This window comes from Humibacter soli, assembly GCF_054779035.1.
This window is the reverse complement of record NZ_BAAGYX010000001.1, coordinates 17,340-36,907: the sequence shown is the minus strand read 5'-3', so window position 1 is coordinate 36,907 and position 19,568 is coordinate 17,340. Positions and strand designations below refer to the sequence as shown.

Annotated in this window: 19 protein-coding genes and 1 pseudogene; 7 read left to right on the top strand and 13 right to left on the bottom strand. The window is 67.7% G+C overall.

Annotated elements, in window-relative coordinates:
- Nucleotides 1–36: 36 nt before the first annotated feature.
- From ACYVDN_RS00180 to ACYVDN_RS00170, 3 genes are all read right to left on the bottom strand, one after another.
- Nucleotides 37–201: a hypothetical protein gene (locus ACYVDN_RS00180; RefSeq protein ID WP_460567244.1), complete on the bottom strand. Its 165-nt coding sequence runs from the start codon at nt 199–201 to the stop codon at nt 37–39.
- A 310-nt stretch (nt 202–511) separates the two neighbouring features.
- A complete protein-coding gene (locus ACYVDN_RS00175) occupies nt 512–2,026 on the bottom strand; it encodes a malate:quinone oxidoreductase (RefSeq protein WP_460572165.1) in 1,515 nt (504 codons plus the stop codon).
- Nucleotides 2,027–2,028: 2 nt separating this feature from the next.
- On the bottom strand, nt 2,029–2,445 hold the full coding sequence (locus tag ACYVDN_RS00170; RefSeq protein ID WP_460567242.1) for a hypothetical protein: 417 nt from the start codon (nt 2,443–2,445) through the stop codon (nt 2,029–2,031).
- A gap of 161 nt (nt 2,446–2,606) precedes the next feature.
- On the opposite strand from ACYVDN_RS00170, the gene ACYVDN_RS00165 reads away from it, so the two are divergent.
- Nucleotides 2,607–3,245, top strand: coding sequence for a MerR family transcriptional regulator (locus ACYVDN_RS00165; protein ID WP_460567240.1), 639 nt, complete (start codon nt 2,607–2,609; stop codon nt 3,243–3,245).
- A gap of 55 nt (nt 3,246–3,300) precedes the next feature.
- On the opposite strand, the gene ACYVDN_RS00160 is transcribed toward ACYVDN_RS00165, so the two are convergent.
- Nucleotides 3,301–3,927, bottom strand: coding sequence for a DUF1684 domain-containing protein (locus tag ACYVDN_RS00160; RefSeq protein ID WP_460567238.1), 627 nt, complete (start codon nt 3,925–3,927; stop codon nt 3,301–3,303).
- A 117-nt stretch (nt 3,928–4,044) separates the two neighbouring features.
- Here ACYVDN_RS00160 and ACYVDN_RS00155 point away from each other — a divergent pair, with 117 nt between their 5' ends.
- On the top strand, nt 4,045–5,460 hold the full coding sequence (locus tag ACYVDN_RS00155; RefSeq protein ID WP_460567236.1) for an APC family permease: 1,416 nt from the start codon (nt 4,045–4,047) through the stop codon (nt 5,458–5,460).
- On the opposite strand, the gene ACYVDN_RS00150 is transcribed toward ACYVDN_RS00155, so the two are convergent.
- The gene (locus tag ACYVDN_RS00150) at nt 5,381–6,742 is read right to left on the bottom strand and encodes a hypothetical protein (protein WP_460567234.1); all 1,362 of its coding nucleotides are present in this window, start codon (nt 6,740–6,742) and stop codon (nt 5,381–5,383) included. The two genes, ACYVDN_RS00155 and ACYVDN_RS00150, sit on opposite strands and share 80 nt — an antisense overlap.
- A gap of 161 nt (nt 6,743–6,903) precedes the next feature.
- Entirely contained in the window at nt 6,904–7,968 is a 1,065-nt protein-coding gene (locus ACYVDN_RS00145; RefSeq protein WP_460567232.1) for an aspartate-semialdehyde dehydrogenase, read from the bottom strand.
- A 172-nt stretch (nt 7,969–8,140) separates the two neighbouring features.
- Here ACYVDN_RS00145 and ACYVDN_RS00140 point away from each other — a divergent pair.
- Together ACYVDN_RS00140 and ACYVDN_RS00135 are read left to right on the top strand one after the other, a co-directional pair.
- Nucleotides 8,141–8,806, top strand: a pseudogene (locus tag ACYVDN_RS00140) (FadR/GntR family transcriptional regulator); the annotation flags it as partial.
- A 119-nt stretch (nt 8,807–8,925) separates the two neighbouring features.
- Nucleotides 8,926–9,285 (top strand): L-rhamnose mutarotase, encoded by a 360-nt coding sequence (locus tag ACYVDN_RS00135; protein WP_460567230.1) that lies wholly within the window; start codon nt 8,926–8,928, stop codon nt 9,283–9,285.
- 121 nt (nt 9,286–9,406) lie between these two features.
- Here the strand turns inward: ACYVDN_RS00135 and ACYVDN_RS00130 are convergent, their stop codons facing one another.
- Complete coding sequence (locus ACYVDN_RS00130; protein ID WP_460567228.1) at nt 9,407–10,378, bottom strand: aldo/keto reductase; 972 nt, start codon at nt 10,376–10,378, stop codon at nt 9,407–9,409.
- Nucleotides 10,375–11,700 carry an L-fuconate dehydratase gene (locus tag ACYVDN_RS00125; RefSeq protein ID WP_460567226.1) on the bottom strand — a complete coding sequence of 442 codons (1,326 nt, stop codon included), beginning with the start codon at nt 11,698–11,700 and terminating at the stop codon, nt 10,375–10,377. Before ACYVDN_RS00125 ends, ACYVDN_RS00130 begins: the two co-directional genes overlap by 4 nt.
- A gap of 232 nt (nt 11,701–11,932) precedes the next feature.
- On the opposite strand from ACYVDN_RS00125, the gene ACYVDN_RS00120 reads away from it, so the two are divergent.
- From ACYVDN_RS00120 to ACYVDN_RS00110, 3 genes are all read left to right on the top strand, one after another.
- The gene (locus ACYVDN_RS00120; protein ID WP_460567224.1) at nt 11,933–12,694 is read left to right on the top strand and encodes an SDR family NAD(P)-dependent oxidoreductase; all 762 of its coding nucleotides are present in this window, start codon (nt 11,933–11,935) and stop codon (nt 12,692–12,694) included.
- Between the two features lie 166 nt (nt 12,695–12,860).
- Nucleotides 12,861–14,471 carry a site-specific DNA-methyltransferase gene (locus ACYVDN_RS00115; RefSeq protein ID WP_460567222.1) on the top strand — a complete coding sequence of 537 codons (1,611 nt, stop codon included), beginning with the start codon at nt 12,861–12,863 and terminating at the stop codon, nt 14,469–14,471.
- A gap of 52 nt (nt 14,472–14,523) precedes the next feature.
- Complete coding sequence (locus ACYVDN_RS00110; protein ID WP_460567220.1) at nt 14,524–15,417, top strand: SGNH/GDSL hydrolase family protein; 894 nt, start codon at nt 14,524–14,526, stop codon at nt 15,415–15,417.
- Between the two features lie 26 nt (nt 15,418–15,443).
- On the opposite strand, the gene ACYVDN_RS00105 is transcribed toward ACYVDN_RS00110, so the two are convergent.
- The 5 genes from ACYVDN_RS00105 to ACYVDN_RS00085 form a co-directional block, all read right to left on the bottom strand.
- Entirely contained in the window at nt 15,444–16,760 is a 1,317-nt protein-coding gene (locus ACYVDN_RS00105; protein WP_460567218.1) for an aspartate kinase, read from the bottom strand.
- Nucleotides 16,761–16,875: 115 nt separating this feature from the next.
- Nucleotides 16,876–17,265, bottom strand: a complete 390-nt coding sequence (locus ACYVDN_RS00100) for a type II toxin-antitoxin system VapC family toxin (protein ID WP_460567216.1) — start codon at nt 17,263–17,265, stop codon at nt 16,876–16,878.
- On the bottom strand, nt 17,262–17,567 hold the full coding sequence (locus ACYVDN_RS00095; protein ID WP_460567214.1) for a FitA-like ribbon-helix-helix domain-containing protein: 306 nt from the start codon (nt 17,565–17,567) through the stop codon (nt 17,262–17,264). The genes ACYVDN_RS00100 and ACYVDN_RS00095 overlap by 4 nt, the downstream gene beginning before the upstream one ends.
- 142 nt (nt 17,568–17,709) lie before the next feature.
- On the bottom strand, nt 17,710–18,993 hold the full coding sequence (locus tag ACYVDN_RS00090) for an MFS transporter (protein WP_460567212.1): 1,284 nt from the start codon (nt 18,991–18,993) through the stop codon (nt 17,710–17,712).
- On the bottom strand, nt 18,986–19,507 hold the full coding sequence (locus tag ACYVDN_RS00085) for a MarR family winged helix-turn-helix transcriptional regulator (protein WP_460567210.1): 522 nt from the start codon (nt 19,505–19,507) through the stop codon (nt 18,986–18,988). The genes ACYVDN_RS00090 and ACYVDN_RS00085 overlap by 8 nt, the downstream gene beginning before the upstream one ends.
- Nucleotides 19,508–19,568 lie beyond the last annotated feature (61 nt).

The window sequence follows — 19,568 nt, the reverse complement described above, 5'->3', positions numbered from 1 at the left end:
GAGCGGGAAGTTCCCGCCGGGCGTTGGCATCACGAGTCAGAGCCGGGGGAACTCGCCGGAGGTCGGGAAGACAGCGCGATCCAGCTGCGCGGTCTGCCTCAACGGCGGTGACCGGTCTTCGTCGGATGCGCTGCGGTACGACATCGAGGTGTCGCGGATCCGCAGGGGTCGAGCCTCATGCGCGGGACGAAGGGTGGTCACTTCTTCATAGCTCGCGAGACGTTACCAGAGATCCCTCGGGGAGTCCACTGCGGGGTCGCTTCGACCCCGTCGTCGACGCCGACGCCGCCCCGGTCCCGACCCCGACCCCGGTCCCGCCTCCGACCCGGTCCCGACCCTCTATTGCGCCATTTGCGCTCTACTGCGCCAGTACAAGTGGCGCAATAGAGCGCAAATGGCGCGGCTACCGGGTCAGACGACGCAATTGACCGCACGTGGCGCAGTTACGGGGTCGACGACGCGATGGAGCGCACATGGCGCTGTCACGCGACCACGGGAGGCGAGGCCCCGCTCAGTCGTCGAGCCCGAGCACCTTCGAGGTCTCGGAGATCACCCGCGCGGCCTCCGCAGGCCGGTCGTTCAGCGTCGTGCCCATCGTCGGGATGAGCTCGGCGAGCCTCGGCTCCCACGACGGCCACTGCTGCGGGAAGCACTTCTGCAGCACGTCGAGCATGATCGGAACGGCGGTGGATGCCCCAGGAGACGCCCCGAGCAGGCCCGCGATCGACCCGTCGGAGGCCGCCACCACCTCGGTGCCGAATTGCAGCACGCCACCGTGCTGGGCATCCTTCTTCATCACCTGCACGCGCTGGCCGGCGGTGATCAGCTCCCAGTCCTCGCCCTTCGCCGTGGGCATGAACTCCTGCAGCGCCCGGACCTTCTTGGCACGGGATGCCAGCAGCTCGCTGATCAAATACCTGATCAGCGGAATGTTGTCACGTGCGACCGCGAGCATCGGCCCGAGGTTGCTTCCTCGAACGGAGCCAGGGAGATCCCACCACGACCCCTTCTTGAGGAACTTGGGGCTGAAGCCGGCGAACGGGCCGAAGAGAAGGGATGCCTCACCGTTCACGACTCGCGTGTCGAGGTGCGGCACCGACATCGGGGGTGCACCGACGGCTGCTTTGCCGTACACCTTGGCATCCTGCTGCGCCACGATCTTCGGATTGGTCGTGCGGAAGAACTTGCCGCTGATCGGGAACCCGCCGAAGCCCTTGATCTCGTCGATGCCCGACGACTGCAGCAGATGTAGTGCGCCGCCGCCCGCACCGACGAAGACGAACCGCGCCTCGACGGTGTGCGGGGTGTTGCCGACCGTGTGCTTGACCCGCAACCGCCAGGTGTTCTGCTTCGTGCGGCGGATGCTCTTCACCCGGCAATTCAGGCGAAGCTCCGCACCGCGACTGGTGAGGCCGTCGACGAGTGCGTTCGTGAGTGCGCCGAAGTCGACATCCGTGCCCGCCGCGATGTGCGTTGCGGCGATCGGCTCGCGCGTGCGGCCCTTGATGAGCAGGGGCGCCCACTCGCGGATGACCTTGTGGTCCTCGCTGTACTCCATGCCGGCGAACAGAGGCTGGTCCTTCAGCGCCTGGTAGCGCTTGCGCAGGTACTTCACGTTGTCGCCGCCGCGCACGAAGGTAATGTGGGGCGTCGAGGTGATGAACGTGTTCGGCAGCTCACCCTGTTCGACGAGGGATGACCAGAACTGACGGCTCAGCTGGAACTGCTCGTTGATGCTGATGGCCTTGTCGGGCGAGACGCTGCCGTCCTTCGCCTCCGGCATGTAGTTCAGCTCGCAGAGCGCCGCGTGCCCGGTGCCTGCGTTGTTCCACGGATTCGAGCTCTCCTGAGCGACCTCGCCGAGGCTCTCGTAGATGCGGATCGTCCAGTCCGGTTGGAGTCGCTGGATCATCGTGCCGAGCGTCGCACTCATGATGCCCCCACCGATCAGGACGACGTCTAACGGGGCTCGGGAATCACTCACTTGCACGATTCTATTGGCGTTGCAGCGGCAGCGCTGACCGATGGCTACGCGCGCGACGCCCCGAGCACGATCAACAGGATGCCGCCGATCAGCATCGCGAGCGTGAGCACGGTGAACCCGATCCAGATGAGGGCCCTGGCAGCGTTCGGCTGCTGCGGATCGTGCCCGATCACAGAAAAGAAGAAGCCGCCTGGGATGAGCAGCGCACAGGCCAGCACCGCGATGCCGACCACCTCGCCCCACACGCCCGCGTTCGCCGCGTTCATCAGGAGCAGCACGAGGAGCCCGAGGATGACCAGCACCCCGGCATGCGCGTGGCCGGCCCGGAAGAACGACTTCTGGAGGTCGTTCGCTCCTTGCTTTCCGGTGACGACCCGCAGCATGAATGTGCCGCCGTACGCGATGCCGATCACCGTCAGCAGCACGACGCCGACGGTGATGGTGGTGGATGCCGGAAGCATGGTTCGCCTGCCTTCTCCGGCGTTGCGTGATGCGACCGATGGATGACGCGAATCGGCCCGCCTGCACCGGTATCGTTTGTTGGATAGTTGCAGTATCTAATCATGGATACTTGTACTATCCAATGTCAAGGGTCGTGATCCGACCCGGACAAGGGGGTTCGATGCGCATCTCGGAGTTGGCGCAACGCAGCGGCGTGCCGATCGCGACGATCAAGTACTACCTGCGGGAGGGCATCCTCTCGCCAGGGGTGACGCGCGGCGCGACCCAGGCCGACTACGGCGACGAACACCTGAGCCGACTGAGACTGATCCGCTCGCTCGCCGACCTCGCCGGTCTGCCCATCGCCCAGATCAAGACAGTGCTCGGGTTGATCGACCATCCGGACCCCGATCTGTTCGCCACTCTCGGGCAGGCCGTGTCTGCGCTGCCGCCGTACGTCGAGGCGGGGGCAGAAGCCCAGCATCCACGGGCCCGCGCAGCGATCGAGCACCTCGGATGGACGTACGACGCGACGTATCCGGCGACGTGGCAGCTCGAGCGCGCTCTGGCTGCGGTGGAGGAGGCGGGCATCCCGCTCACGGATGAACGGCTGGACGCGTACGGCGCGGCGCTTCGCCCGATGGCGCAGTACGACGTGGGGGCGGCACCCGGCGGGGCCATCGACGCGGACGCCCGCGACCCCGACCGCTCGGCCGCTGTGCGGTACGCCGTGCTCGGCACCGCGCTCTACGAGCCCGTCGTCGTCGCCCTGCGCCGGCTCGCGCACCAGGATGTCGCGGCGAGAAGCCTGCGCGCCTGAGCAGCACAGCTCCCACCCGGCGCCACACTGCCCCGCCTAACTGGAACTCGGAGATTCACCCCGAGTAGCGCTCCCCCACCGGGATCTCCACGCTCACCGTGTTGCCCACCGGCGCGAGCGGGCACGCCCACGCGGGGTCGTAGGCACAACTGGGGTTGTAGGCGAAGTTGAAGTCGAGCACGATCGTGTCCGGAACGTTCCCGGGGCCGAGGTCGGCACCCTTGATGGTGTCCAGCAGGTAGCGGCCGCCGCCGTACGTGCCATCGGGATGCCCGGCAGAGGCATCCTTCACGGGCACGAACAGCCCGCCGCCGTACGAGCGCAGCCGCCAGACGTCCAGCGAGCCGACATCCGGTACCCGCACGACCCCGATGCGCTCGAAGGGCACGACGCCGTCCGTTCCGGTCTCGACGTCGAGCGCGGCCGGCTCCGCCTCCTCGATCGGCAGCTCGAAGCGCCACGCCGGGTCGTACAGCGGAACCGGCAATCCTGAGAACACCGTTCGGTCATCCGGTAGGAGCGGGGTCGACGGATGCTCCGCGAAGAGCGCATCCCGTTCGACGACCCATGCCGCGTGGGCCGCGGCCGGCTCCTCCTCGGACAGCTCGCGGACGAGCTCGTACAGGGCGAAAACGCGACGCCGCCAGTCGGTGACGTCAACAGCGGTCTGGATGCCGGTCATGACTCCACCCTGCCGCAGTCGCGCCGGTCGCGCTGCCCTCGAGGACGATGCGACCACGGTTTTCTCGGAAGATGAAGTCACTCCACGGATGTCAGCGGCATGCGGCACCATGGGCGAATGCCCACCACCGCGAAGCACGGAGCGACCGAAGCTGCGGTCGGGGCTTCGCGCCAGGGTTCTCCGAAAGGGATCGGCCTCGCCCAGGGCACCGCGTTGTACGTGGCTGCCGTTCTGGGCACGGGCATACTTCTGCTTCCGGCGTTGGCAGCCCAGGCTGCCGGACCGGGATCGATCGTCGCGGTCGCAGCACTCGCGGTGGTTTCGATACCTCTCGCGGCGACCTTCGCCGCCCTGTCCACACGGCACCCCGATGCCGGAGGCGTCGCAACCTTCGCACGTCGCGCCTTCGGCCCGACCGCCGCCCGAGTGGTGAGCTACTGGTTCTACTTCGGGACCCCGATCGGAGCTCCCATCGCCGCGATCATGACTGCCCAATACGTCGTGGCGATCATCGGCGGCGACCGGTTCACGGTGATCGCGATCGCGGCCGCCCTCGTGATCATCCCCGTGACGATCGCCGTCTTCGGCGTGCGCTTCACCGCCTGGGCTCAGCTCGGGTTGAGCGCTGCACTGATGGCGATCCTTGTCCTAGCGCTGGCCGCGGCGGCGCCACACACTCACGCGGCGAACTTCACACCGTTCCTTCCGCACGGGGCGGCGGGCGTCGGAGTCGCCATCAGCCTGTACGTGTGGGCGTTCGCCGGGTGGGAGGCCGTCGCCGGGATCGCCGGCGAGTTCTCGAGGCCACGGCGTGACATCCCGCGTGCGACCGCTCTGGCGCTCGTCATCGTGGCGATCGCGTACGTCGCGATCCAGACGGCGGTCGTCGGAGTGCTCGGCCCCGCCGCGGGAGCCGGCAAGGCACCACTGCTCGACCTCGTCGCGGTGGGCCTCGGCCGGGGTTGGGGCGTCGTGGTCGCGTGCGTCGCCGTGATCGTGGTCGTCGGCGTCTTCAATGCCTATATCGCGGCCTTCAGCAAGCTGGGCGCCGCGATGGGTCGCGACGGAGACCTCCCCGCCTGGTTCGGCCACGGCTTCGAGCGAGGCGGCATCGCCCGCAGGGGCCTCGCGCTGAGCGCCGCGGTCATGGGCGTGTACTTCGTGATCGTGGTGTTCATCCCCGACCTGCAGCCGGTCATCCTCGTGCACACGAGCATCGCCGCGGCGATCTACGGCATGGGTGTGGCGAGCGCGGTCATCCTGCTACCCCACTGGAGCATCGGTTGGTGGATGGCGGCCGTCTCGTGCATGCTCGTGCTCGGCCTGCTCATCCTCGCCGGCCCGAACCTGGTCTACCCGGCAGCGGTCGCCGCTGGCGCGGTGCTCGTCGGCGCGATCGCCCGCCTGCGGCGGCGGGGACACGTCACCGCAAGCCGTCCCCAACAGGACGGACCTAATCGACGGACGCAGGAGGTGCCTCTGCAGGCTGACGCCCAGACGACGTTTCTGCCGTCGACGCGGCGACATCTCTAGGCGTCGGCTCGTTCGCCTCTTGATCACGGAACTTGGGAGTCGGCGGCACGTATGCCTTGAGCGCTTGACCGATGTTCTCGTAGAAGTCGTCCACGGCTTTGAGCACCGAGTCGATGAACGAATTGCGACCGAGGCCACGACCCGCCCCTGCTGCGCTCAACTGAGCCACGCGGAATCGCACGATGTCCTTCCTGGGATCCGCGACCAGTTTTCCCGGATCCACCCTCGCATCGCCGAGAAGCTCGGCCGTACCTTCGCGCGATCGCGCCGCGAACGCTTCCACTCGTGTCGAAGGCGGGGCGTTTTTGAGCTGACGGAGGAGCCAATTGACGCGAGTCTGTGCCTTTCCCGTCGTGGGAGCCGCGAGTTCGACCGAGCACATGACCTGACCGGACTTGAGATTGGCGCGCACATAGATGGGAGCCACCATGTTGGGCACTCGGATCGATCCCGAGATCGCTCCCTCGTCCACAAGTTGGGCGACAAGAGTGTCAGTGCGCAGCTTCGGATCCTTAGCCTGGGCACGCGGGATGTCAGCGGCGACTTGGACTCCGAGCCTGCGACCGAGCATGAGACAGGTGAAGGCGACGAGCGCGTCGAAACGCGAGGCAACGTCGACAAGACCCTTGTCATTGCGCCGAAGAGTTCCCGTGCTGATCGCATTGCGAATCGCAACCCAGCTCTGACCCATGTCGTGGAACGAGAGAGCGCCCGACCGAGGATGCTCCAGATAGCGGATCAGCTCACCGAGAATCCAGGCTTGGTCAGGATCCGAGACGCCCTTGAACTGACGCTGGAGAACCGCGTTGGTCAGCACTTCGCTCCACGACCAGTGGTGAAGTGCAACCTTCGAAAGCTTGCGCTTATCAACGGGAGTGGGATGCACACCAGTCTGGGACGCGATCTCGTTGGAGATCGTGATCACGGCGTCGAAACCATTCGTGCGAGCGACATCCAGATAGTTCTCGATCTGTTCGACACCGAGGTCGTTGTCGCCGGTCTTGACCTCGACGAGGGCCACCCAGGACTTCTTCCCCCAAGCAGTCCGAATGAGCCCATCGGGTATGACCTTCTTGTCGCCAAGCAGGAATGGCACCTCGATGAACGTCTCGATGCTGCCGCCGGGGGCGCCTAACGGTGAGATCAACCGTCGGCCGAACTCGTTCACAGAGGTGATAACGGCAAGCAGCGCCGACGTGGCCCGCCGTTCCTGTTCCTCGGCTCCGTTGATTCCGGAAGTTGGGATCAGCCTTGCCGGCTGCCAGGCGTCATCGCCGTTCATCGCGCTCTCCGATGGGAATGCTCAGTCGGATGACCATCGGCGGCGCAGTCCCAGCCGTTCAAAATCCGCCAGGGTCAGGGCGAACCTATACCAACGGCTGGCATCCCTCCACGCGGCTGCCAAGGAATTCCTATGATTACCCCAGAATTGGGGACCGCACCTCAGACGGCGACGGCGGCCCTGCGCTTCGCCGCCACGATCTCCGCGATCTGCACGGCGTTGAGCGCTGCGCCCTTGCGCAGGTTGTCGTTGGAGACGAACAGCGCGAGCCCACGGCCCTCCGGCGCGCCCTCGTCGCGTCGGATGCGACCGACGTAGCTCGGGTCCTTGCCAGCAGCCTCGAGGGGGGTCGGCACGTCCGTGAGAACGACTCCCGGTGCATCCTTCAGCAGTTCGGCGGCGCGCTCGGGAGACAGCTCCTCGGCGAACTCCGCGTTGATCGACATCGAGTGACCGGTGAACACAGGAACGCGCACGCACGTTCCGCTGACCAGCAGCTCGGGAAGCTCGAGGATCTTGCGGCTCTCGTTGCGCAGCTTCTTCTCTTCGTCGGTCTCGTACTGGCCGTCATCCACGATCGAGCCCGCGAGCGGCACGACGTCGAACGCGATGGGGCGCACGTACTTGTGCGGTGCAGGCAGTTCGACGGCCGAGCCGTCATGAACGAGGTCGAGCACGTGGCCTGAAGCCAGCGCAGCCTCGGCCTGCTCGGCGAGTTCCTGCGCACCGGCGAGACCGGAGCCGCTGACCGCCTGGTAAGTGGAGACGACGAGCCTGCGCAGACCGGCCTCGGCGTCAAGCACCTTGAGGACGGGCATGATCGCCATCGTCGTGCAGTTCGGGTTCGCGATGATGCCCTTCGGCGCGTCGTCGATGGCGTGCGGGTTGACCTCGCTCACCACGAGCGGCACCTCGGGGTCCATGCGCCAGGCGCTGGAGTTGTCGATCACGAGCGCGCCCGCCGCGGCGAACTTCGGAGCGACGGCACGGCTGCCTGTCGCGCCGGCCGAGAACAGGGCGATGTCGATGCCGGACGGGTCCGCGGTCTCGACGTCTTCGACGACGATCTCCTGGCCCTTGAACGGAAGGGTGCGGCCTGCAGAGCGGCTCGTCGCGAACAGGCGCAGCGTCTCCACCGGAAAGTCGCGTTCCTCCAGAATGCGACGCATGACCGTGCCGACCTGTCCGGTGGCGCCGACGATGCCTACGGTGAATCCGTTGCTCATGGAGGTTCCTTCTGTGTCGGCCGGGATGCCCGGCGAGACCGTGCCCTGCGCCTCTGCGCGTTCACGCGTTGGTTATGACATCCAATTGTGACAGAGGCCGCCCTATTCCCCCTTCGCGATCTCACCTCCACATACGTCGGATGTCTGACCCGGCGCCGCGGTACCATCGCGTATGGCCGTCACCGACGAAGCGATCCTCAAGATCAAGGAGATGATCACCAGCGGTCGGCTCGCCCCCGGCGACCGGCTGCCGCCGGAGAAGGAGCTCAGCGAGAGCCTCGGCCTTTCGCGCTCGTCGCTGCGTGAGGCGGTGAAGGCTCTCGAGGTGATTCGCGTTCTGGATGTCCGGCGAGGCGACGGCACGTATGTGACGAGTCTCGAACCGCGACTCCTCCTCGAGGCGCTTTCATTCGTGGTCGACCTGCACGACGACCGCTCACTCCTGGAGATCTTCGGGGTGCGGCGCATCCTCGAGCCGGCTGCTGCGCGGCTGGCCGCCGGTCGCATCGAGGGCGACGAGCTGCAGGCGCTCGAGCATCTCTTCGAGAGGACGAGCGGCAAGGGCGGCATCGAGGCCCTCGTGCAGCACGACCTCGAATTCCATCAGGCGATCGCGCGCGCGAGCGGCAACGACTACCTGGCACAGCTCATCGACTCGATCTCCAGCCACACCGTGCGCGCCCGCATCTGGCGCGGCCTGACGCAGCGTGGCGCGGCGGACCGCACGATCGCAGAGCACCGCGCGATCCTCGACGCCCTGGGGCACCACGACGGCGAGCTCGCGTCAGCACTCACGCTCAGCCACATCGCCGGCATCGAGGACTGGCTGCGCGAGGCATCCGCGGTGACGGAGTCCTCCGAGGCCACCCGGTCGTCACGGACCGCCGAGTCCTCGCCGGTCACGGAATCCTCGCCGGCCCCTGCCGACGTCGAAAGCCCGACGCGAAAGGATGAGCGATGAAGGTCGCCCTGCACTCGACGCTCCGCGAAGGCGCCACCGCCGACTACCGACGCGAGCACGCACGGGTTCCCGACGAGCTGCGGGCGCTGTTCGATCGTGCCGGCATCCGCGACTGGAGCATCTTCCGATCGGGTGACCGCCTCTTCCACGTGGTCGACTGCGAGGACTTCGATGCGGCCATGACGGTCATCCGTGGCGACGACGCCGACCGCCGCTGGCAGGAGAAGATCGGCGTGTACGTCGACGACTTCTACGGCCCGAACGGAGAGGCCGGCTACCTGCCGCTGGAACAGATCTGGAGCCTCGACGAGCAGCGCCGCGCCGATGCGACCCTGCCCGACATGGGCCTGGACTGAGGCCGGCACCGCCAGGCCGCACTGACCCCGTGAGGCGCATTGCGCCATGTGCGCTCTATTGCGCCAGCCTAAGTGGCGCAATAGAGCGCAAGTGGCGCTATTGCCGGACTCCCGGGTGCGGTCAGGCCGCGAGGAGACCTCGCTCCGCGAGCGCCGCCCAGAGCTCTTCGGGGATGTCGGCGGCCATGCGGGCGACGTTCTCGCGCACCCGTGACGCCGATCCCATGCCGACCAGCACAGTCGCGACCTGTGGCCCACGAGCCGCGAACCGCAGAGCGGCGGCCGGCAGCGACACCCCGAACTCGGCGCACACCGCCTGGATGCGCCGCGCCTTGTCCAGCACCTCAGCGGGCACCTGTCCGTAGTCGTAATGCGCGTCATCCGGCACCGTTTCCGCGGCGAGGATGCCCGAGTTGTACGGCGCCCCGTTGACGATACGCACGCCGCGTTCGGCAGCCACCGGCAGCAGGTCTGCTGCTGCGGTCTGGTTCAGCAGCGTGTAGCGCCCTGCGATGAGCACCACGTCGAGGTCGCCATCGCGCACCGCTCTGGCCGCGACCTCGGAGCTGTTCACGCCGACGCCGACGCCGCGCACGAGCCCCTCGTCGCGCACCGCGGCGAGCGCGGGAAGCCCCTCGCGCAGCCCGCGGTCGAGGTCGTAGACATCCGGATCATGCAGGTACAGGATGTCGACCCGATCGAGGCCGAGGCGCCGGAGTGATTCGTCGAGACTGCGGCGGATGCCCTCCTCACTCGGATCGAAGCGACGCACGACATCCGCGGGCACGATGAACCCGTCGGTGTCGAGCTGCTCGGCGCCGCGCGGGTCGGGGTTCGGCACCAGCAGGCGCCCCACCTTGGTGGAGAGCACGAACTCGTCGCGCGGCTTGGTGGCGAGGAAGGCGCCGATGCGACGTTCGCTCAGCCCGAGGCCGTAGTGCGGAGCGGTGTCGAATGAGCGGATGCCAGCATCCCACGCGGCTTGCAGGGTCTCGTACGCCTGCTCGTCGCTGATCTCCTTGTAGAGGTTGCCGAGGGAGGCGGCCCCGAAGCTCAGCCGGCCGAAGTCGACGTCATCCACACCGCCGCTCATCGAGCGTCCTGGGCGACCGTCGCAGCGCTGCCGCCCGCCGGGCCGCCGTGCCACTCGTACTCGTCGAGCGAGGCGGGGAACATCTCGGTGCCGGCGCCCGGAGCCAAGGGCGCGAGATAACGCCCGTTCTCGACGACGGTCGGGGTCACGAAGTGCTCGTGCAGGTGGTCGACGTACTCGATCATCCGACCTTCCATGGTGCCGGTGACCGCGACGAAGTCAAACATGGAGAGGTGCTGAACGGCCTCGCACAGGCCGACACCGCCGGCGTGCGGGCAGACGCGCACGCCGAATTTGGCGGCCAGCAGAAGGTTCGCGATGTTCTCGTTCACCCCGCCGACGCGCGTCGCGTCGATCTGCATCACCTGCATGGCCTCGGCCTGCAACAGCTGCTTGAACACCACGCGGTTCTGCACATGCTCACCGGTCGCGACCGCCACGGGAGCGACACCGCGGGCGATTGCGGCATGTCCGAGGATGTCGTCTGGGCTCGTCGGTTCCTCGATCCAGGCCGGCTCGAACTCGGCGAGCGCGTTCACCCACTCGATCGCCTCGGCGACACCCCAACGCTGGTTGGCGTCCATCGCGATCGGGTATCCGGCACCGAGCACCTCGCGCGCGATGCGGAAGCGGCGGATGTCGTCGGCGAGGTCCGCGCCGACCTTGAGCTTGACCTGGCCGAAGCCCGCCTCGACGGCCTCGCGGCAGAGTCGTGCGAGCTTCTCGTCCGAGTAGCCCAGCCATCCGGGCGTCGTCGTGTACGCCGGGTACCCCTCGCGCTTCAGCACCTCGATGCGCTCCGCACGCCCCGGCGCAGCCGCACGAAGGATCTCGAGCGCCTCGTCGGGCGTGATCGCGTCGGTGAGATAGCGGAAGTCGACGAGCGACACCAGCTCTTCCGGGCTGAGGCTGGAGAGGTGGAGCCAGAGTGGCTGGCCCGCGCGCTTGGCGCGCAGATCCCACAGGGCGTTGACCACGGCGCCGATCGCCATGTGCATGACGCCCTTCTCCGGGCCGAGCCAGCGCAGTTGCGAGTCGTGGATGAACCGCCGGGACGCCTCTCCCATGTCAGCGAGCAGTGCCTCGACATCCTGCCCGACGATGTGGTCGCGAAGTGCGTTGAGCGCCGCCACCTGCACGTCGTTGCCGCGCCCGATCGTGAAGACGAAGGCGTCTCCCGTGAGGCCGTCCGAGTCATCCGTTCGGATGCTGACGTAGGCGGCCGAGTAGTCGGGGTCGGGGTTCATGGCGTCCGACCCGTCGAGCGAGAGGGAGGTCGGGAAGCGCACGTCCCTGGTGTCGACGGCGACGATCGTGCTCATGCGGAGTTTTCCTTCGGTGCTTGTTGTGCACGCCCGTCCCTGCCGGGCGTGCCGCGGTCGGCTGGGCGGATGGTTGCGTTCGGCGCCGGCAGAGCCGCCGCCTTGTGGAGCGTGTCGCGCCGACAGTCGTGGCGGCGTTGTGCCACATGGTCAGCCTAAACATCGGATGTTTGTCGTGTCAATCGGCGGAGACTATGGAAGAATCGGCGCAAACACGCTTGAAAGGACCGACATGGCCACCGACTTCTCCGGACTCGTCGCGATCGTCACGGGGGGTGCATCCGGCATCGGCGCTGCGATCACGCGCAGACTGCGGGCCGACGGGGCGCGGGTCGTGGTCTTCGATCGCGACATCGATTCAGTCGGAACGGATGACGCCGACCTGGCCGTGCGCGTCGACGTGAGTGACGACGCGACGGTGGCTGCCGGGGTGCAGCGCGTGATCGACGAGCTCGGCCGCATAGACATCGTCGTCAACAACGCCGGAATCGGAGCGCAGGGCGACGTCGCCGCCAACCCCGACGACGAATGGCTTCGCGTGCTGAACATCAACGTGGTCGGCATGGCACGCGTCTCGCGTGCAGCCCTGCCGCACCTGCGCCGGTCCCCTGCCGCCGCGATCGTGAACACAGCGTCCATCGCGGCGACGGCGGGGCTGCAACAGCGCGCGCTGTACTCGGCGTCGAAGGGCGCCGTGCTGGCGCTGACCCGCGCGATGGCCGCAGATCACCTCGCCGAAGGCATCCGCGTCAACTCCGTGAGCCCCGGAACGGCCGACACCCCGTGGGTGGGTCGGCTGCTGGACTCCGCAGCAGACCCGGCCGCCGAGCGCGCCGCCCTCGAAGCCCGCCAGCCGCACGGCCGGCTCGTCGCGGCTGACGAGATCGCAGACGCCGTCGTCTACCTCGCCAGCCCCGCAGCCGGGTCGACGACGGGCACGAACCTCGAAGTGGACGGCGGGATGTCGGGCCTGAGGCTCCGCCCTCGCGAGTAGTCGAGGCGTATCGTCGGCACCGGCGTCGCCGACGGTCCGGCATCGCCGACGGTCCGGTGCCATCGACGAGCCGGGGCCATCGACAAGCCGGTGCCGTCTACAGTGGCGAGTGCAGTGGATGTCCGTCCCGGCCGCCACCGTAGTCGGAGGGACTCGAGGATCGCCCGTGGAACAGCCAGGCCGCCGCGCGCTCGACCGGGCAGAGCAGAACGTGGAAGCGATCGCAGCACTCTTCCCGAGCGTCGTCACGGAGCAGCTGGATGACGAGGGCATCCTGCGACGCGCGATCGACTTCGACCTGCTGCGCCAGCAGCTCTCGTCCCGCGCGGTCGATGGGCCCGCTGAGCGCTACCGGCTCGACTGGCCGGGCAAACGCGCCGCCGCGGCCGCGGCCAACGTGCCCGCCGAGAAGCGTCTGGCCCTCGACACCGAGAGCTCCGTGCATCCCGATTCCACGTCAAACTCGGTCATCGTCGGCGACAACCTGGACGCCCTGAAGCTGCTGCGCGAGTCCCACGCCCGCGCCGTGAAGCTCATCTACATCGACCCCCCGTACAACACGCGCAACGACTTCGTCTACAACGACGACTTCGCCGAGACGACTCGGGACTTCCTGGCGCGGCAGATCAAGCCCCCGCATGCGGATGGCAGGCCACTCGACGGCGAGCACGTCGACGACAGCCCTGACGGCCGACTGCACTCCGTGTGGCTCAGCATGATGTACCCGCGTCTGCTGCTCGCACGCGACCTGCTCGCCGAGAACGGGGTGGGATTCGTCAGCATCGACGGCAACGAGGTCGCCCAGCTGAAGCTCCTGCTCGCCGAGGTCTTCGGCGCAGACAACGTCGTCGCCACCATCGTCTGGGTGAGCAATCTCAAGGGTCGCCAGCTCGGCGCGGGCGGACCGGCAGGCACCCACGAGTACATCCTGTGCTTCGCGCTGAATGCCGACCGTCTCACGCCGTTCCGAGGCTCGGCATCCGGATTCCACGCCCTCATGCCCGCCGTCTACCGGCGCCCCGGCTACGTCGTGAAACAGGATGCCCACGGCGAGTACGTCACGAAGAACGAGCTCTACAACACGAACTCCCGCTTCAACGAGGTGACGGCGCCGACCATGGTGTTCCGCATCCACTTCCACCCCGGCACCGGAGAGGTGCGGGTCAGCGATGTGGATGACGAGACGGAGTTCCCCGGATTCGTCACCGCGATGCCGCATCCCAATCACAGGTCGGGGCTCACGTGGCACGCCTGGCGGTGGAGCAGGGCCAAGGTGCTGGCCGACCACGACGAGCTCGAGTTCGACGTCTCCGGCGCGACCCTGCGCATCCGCACCAAGGTGCGCGACGTCGACGGGATGACCATGAAAGACGTCGTGATCGGACCGAGCACCATGAGCGGCCAGGCCGACCTCGACGCGCTCGGGATGCACCACCTCTTCGACAGCCCGAAGCCGGTCGACCTGCTGCGAACGCTCGTCGCCGTGACGACGTCCGACGACGACCTCGTGCTGGACTTCTTCGCGGGCTCCGGCACCACTGCAGAGGCCGTGATGCGGCAGAACGCGGCGGACGGTGGGCGTCGCCGGTTCGTTCTGGTGCAGCTCGACGAGCATCCGCCGGCCCGATCTGATGCCGCGAGGGCCGGCTTCGACTCCCTCGCCGAGGTCACGATCGAACGGATACGCCGTGCAGGTACCAGAGTTCTGCCGGAGTCGGCAGATGATGTGGATGACCTCGACGTCGGCTTCCGTGTGCTTCGGCTGGAAGAGGCCTGAGTTCCAGGCATCCCTCACCTTCGACTCGTGAGCCTGCACTACCCTCGCATCCATGCGCACACGACCCCCGCGGGTGCGCGCTGCCATCGCCGCGTCCGCACTCCTCGTCAGCCTCGGCCTGGCACTGTCCGCGTGCTCGGGCTCTGGGGCGGAGAGCCCCATCAGTCAGTCGCCAGTACCGCGGCCGCCCGTGACCCCGGTACCGAGCGCCACGTCGACACTGAGGCAGGGCACGGCGGCCGAGCCGCTGAACTACGTCGCCCTCGGCGACTCGTACTCCTCGGGACTGGGCGGCGGCAAAGAGGTGGGCCGCTGCATGCGCAGCCCCAACTCGTATCCGCGGCTGCTCGCCAAGGAGAAGGCGATCGAACTCACGACGTTCGCCGCGTGTGCAGGCGCCACGACCGAAGACGTGCTGAAGCGCCAGGTCGACCAGCTCGATCCGTCGGTGGAACTGGTGACCATCACCGTCGGCGGCAACGACCTGGATGTCGGCGAGTTGCCGCCCTCCTGCGCGACGGGTCAGACCAAGGGGTGCAAGGCGGCGGTCTCCAACTCGGTCTCGCTGCTCAACAAGCTCGGGCCGAAGCTCGACAAGCTGTATCAGGCGACCGCCCTGGCAGCCCCGCACGCGCGCATCCTGGTGGCCGGATACCCCGCCTTCTTCGACCTGCCCGACTTCGCGCAGGGGAACGTGAACACCGACGAGCTCTCAGCGGATATCGCGGTCGACACCGCCGTCGCCTCGCTGGACGCGACCATTGAGACCTCGGTGGCCAAGCAGCGGAACGCGGGCACGGACATCCACTTCGTCGACGTCTCGTTCCTCGGTCACGGGATGAACAGCAAGGACCCCTGGTTCGTGCTGAGCGGGCTGGATGCCTTCCACCCCACCGCGGCCGGCTACCGGCAGTACGCCCTCACGCTGCACGACTACCTGGGGTGACGCACGCGCAGTCGGGGCGGGTGTCGCTACCTTCCCGTGCCGGCGTGGACGACGGCCTGCGTCTCCGCGTCGAGGTCGAACGCGCGGTGCACAACCCTGGCGGCCTCCGCGACGGTGTCGGCCCTGGTCACCACCGAGATGCGGATCTCGCTGGTCGAGATCATCTCGATGTTGATGCCCGCGGTGTAGAGCGCGTCGAAGAGTGCCGCCGACACCCCGGCGTTCGACCGCATGCCTGCTCCCACGAGGGCGAGCTTGCCGATCTGGTCGTCGTACTGCAGCGCCGAGAATCCGACATCCGGCTGCTCGGACCGCAGCGCCTGCAGCACGCGCTGACCATCGCCCTTCGGCAGGGTGAACGAGATGTCGGTGAGCCCGGTGGCCGCTGCCGACACGTTCTGCACGATCATGTCGATGTTGGCGTTGGTCTTCGCCACGATCTTGAAGATCTGAGCGGCCTTACCAGGAACGTCGGGCACGCCGACGATCGTGATCTTCGCCTCGCTCAGATCGGTGGCCACCCCCGCGATGATCGGCTCTTCCACTGTCTTGCCTCTCTCCCGAAGCTTCTCCTGCAGCGCTGTGAGCTGCTGTGCGTACTCGTCCGAGCTCTCGTTGAGCACGATCGTGCCTTCGTTGTTGTTGAAGGACGACCGAACGTGCAGCGTCACGCCATGACGCCGCGCATACTCGACGGCGCGGATGTGCAGCACCTTCGCGCCCGCCGCCGCCAGCTCGAGCATCTCTTCGCTCGTGATGTAGTCGATCTTGCGTGCCAGCGGCACGATGCGGGGGTCCGAGGTGAAGACGCCGTCGACATCCGTGTAGATCTCGCAGACGGATGCCTGCAACGCCGCCGCGAGCGCCACCGCCGTGGTGTCCGACCCGCCTCTGCCCAACGTGGTGATGTCGCGCGACTCGCGGCTGAACCCCTGGAAGCCCGCGACGATCACGATGGCGCCCTCGTCGAGCGCCTCGCGGATACGTCCGGGAGTGACATCCACGATGCGTGCCGAGCCGTGCTGCGCATCCGTGATCATTCCGGCCTGGCTGCCGGTGAACGACCGCGCGTCGTGTCCGAGCGACTTGATCGCCATCGCCAGAAGTGCCATCGAGATGCGCTCCCCGGCGGTGAGCAGCATGTCGAGCTCGCGCGGCTCGGGGATCGGCGTGACCTCGTGTGCGAGATCGATCAGCTCGTCCGTCGTGTCGCCCATCGCGCTCACCGCGACGACCACCTCGTTGCCGGCCTTGCGCGTCTCCACGATGCGCTTGGCGACGCGCTTGATGCTCTCGGGGTCGGCGACGGATGAACCGCCGAACTTCTGCACGATCAACGCCACGTGTGCACTCCTGAGGTGGTGGGATGCCGGCGCATCGGGCGGATGCCCGCGGTTCACGCCCGGTATCCCAATCCTAAGGTGTGCCGTGGAACCCGCTGGTCGAGTAGCGGGTTCGTTACGGCATGACCTCGACGGGGCAGCGGATGCCCGGCGCAGCGGCCATGCGTCGGTCCTTCGTCACGAGCACCGCACCGGCCAGTTCGGCGACAGCAACGTAGCTGGCGTCGGTCGAGGTCAGATTGTGCCGTAGCTCCCACACGCGCTCCGCGATCATCTCCCACGGCCAGTACATGACCGGAAAGCTTCTCAACAACGAGACCAGGTCTCTCTCATGGTCGGCTGGCAGTGATCGCACCGTCCACAGCTTGCGAATGACGTTCGACACCTCGTAGGGCAGCACGCTCGGCGCAATGAGCACGGCGCTCGACAAGGCAGTCAGAGCCCCGTCCCCGGTGAGGAGCTGCTCGACAACGACCGACGCGTCGGGGACCACCGTGTGGATCATGTCTCGCCGTCATCCGCCGGCTCGTCACGGCCCTTGATCACCGCTATTAGGTGATCGGTACGTTCCTCGCGAGCCTCGTGGATCAGATCGACGAGCTCCTGGCTCGACCATCCCGTTCTCGGACGCTTCGCCGCGTGCTCGCGGACCTCCGCCATCCATTCCTCCACCGTCGGCTTGTCCGCGAGGTCGCGCAGTGCGCCGACGAGGTACTCCTGCATGGACTGTCCCCGCCGCTTGGCGCGAGCGGCCAGGGTGTCGCGCACCTCATCGGGAACCGACCGGATGGTGATCGTCACGGGCATTCCTCCAATCTACGCTCGATGCATGCATTCTGCATGCATTCGATTCGATGGCTTCAGTCTGCCCGGTTCGCGTGCCCGGCGATGGCCTCACAAGGGTCGCCGTGGACAGCGCCTCGAACGTCGTTGCTGGGGACGAGAGGACTCAGGCGGCGGCCCCGGGCACGGCCGGCTCCGCGGCGTCCACAGCACGCCACGACCTCAGGCTGGGGATCGCCGCCGCGATCACGCCCGCGCCGATCACGCACAGGATTCCGCCGGAGACGGCGCTGATCGCACCAGAGGTGGCTGACGCCACGAGCCCCGCCCGCAGGTCGCCGAGGCTCGGTCCGCCAGCACCGACGAGGAAATCCAGGGAGTTCATCCGTCCGCGAAGGGCATCCGGCGTCGCGCGCTGCACGATGGTGCCGCGGCTGATGACCGTTCCGGTGTCGGCGGCCCCGGCGACAATGAGGCCGAGAAGGGCAAGGGGCAGCCATCCACTCAGCCCGAACAGCACCATGCCTGCGCCCCAGATGGCGCAGCACACCACCATGACCACACCCTGGCGCGGCTGCCGTGTGATGCGCCCGGAGAAGACGCCGGCGAGGATGCCGCCCAGCCCGATCGCCGGAAGCATCAGCCCCAGCGTGACGGGCGACCCGCCGAAGCGCTCGGCGTTGATCACGGGGAAGAGCGCCGTCGGCATCGCCAACACCGTCGCGTTCAGGTCGGCGACGAACGCCCCGACCAGCACCGGCGTGCGCCAGAGGTAGCGGACGGCGGCGAGGATGCCCCTCCCAGAACGCCCTGCTGCGGTATCGGGCTGCGGGAGCGCGGCATCCGAGGGCAGGCTGAAGATGCCCCACAGGGCGGCGAGGAAGGTCACGCAGTCCACCACGAGGCAGAGACCGACGCCGAGCCATCCTACGAGCAGGCCCGCCGCGAACGGTCCGGCGAGCATGGCGAACTGGGACGATAGCCGCATGAGAGCAAGGCCGGCACCGAGCCGCTCGCCGTCGAGGAGGCGAGGGGCGAAGGTCTGCGCAGCGGGGAATCCGATCGACGCGAGACCCGAGCTGATCCCCATGAACACGTAGACGATCGGCACGTTCGCCGCGCCGGACAGCACGATCGCGGCGAGCGCCGCCGCCGCTCCGAGCTGCACGACGCGGGTGACGAGCAGAAGAGTGCGGCGGTTCATCCGGTCGGCGAGGCTGCCGCCGATCAGGCCGAAGATCGCCAGCGGAACCGCGCGGACGACGCCGGTGAGGCCGACGAGAGCTGCGGAGTGCGACAGCTCCCACACGTAATAGAGGAGTGCGAATGCGCTGAGCTGGCTGCCGAAGCCGGAGATCGTGGTGCCGATCCAGAACGCCCTGAAGGCCGGGATGTCCCGCAGCGGCCGGATGTCGATCAGGTGGTCGCGCAGCCTGCTGCGCTCAGCCACCGATGACGCCCATGTGTCGGAGCACACGGGCGGCGAACGACTCGCGGTCGAGCGCCGCGTCCATCGCTGCGGCCATGACCTCCAGGTCGACCCCGACCTCCTGTGCCATCTCCCGCACCGCGGCCTCTGTGCTGTACCACTCCCGCCAGAGCACTGGAGCGACCTCGCGGCCACGCTCGGTGAGGGAGATGACGCGGCTGCGGGCATCCTCTCCCGGCTCCGACTCGACCAGTCCTGCGTCACGCATCGCCGCAACGGACTGGCTCATCGCCGAGTGCGTCACGCCGCACCGCTCGGCGAGGTCCCTGATGCTCGCGGGCCCGTCGTCGAGGAACATCATGACCATGCTGAACCGCGGCCGCACGCCGGCGATGTCGAGGCTGCGGTAGGCATCGGCGATGCCCTCCTCCATGCGCTTCTGCACGGCCTTCACCGGCCGCCAGGTACTCGGCAGCTCCGAGACGCGTCGCGGTCGGGATGACGGTTCCTCTGGTGCTGCTTTCTGAGATGTCACAGCGCTAATATAACAGCGCTTCTACATCTGCGGAAGTCGCCGACCGACGCCCTGCCGCGCC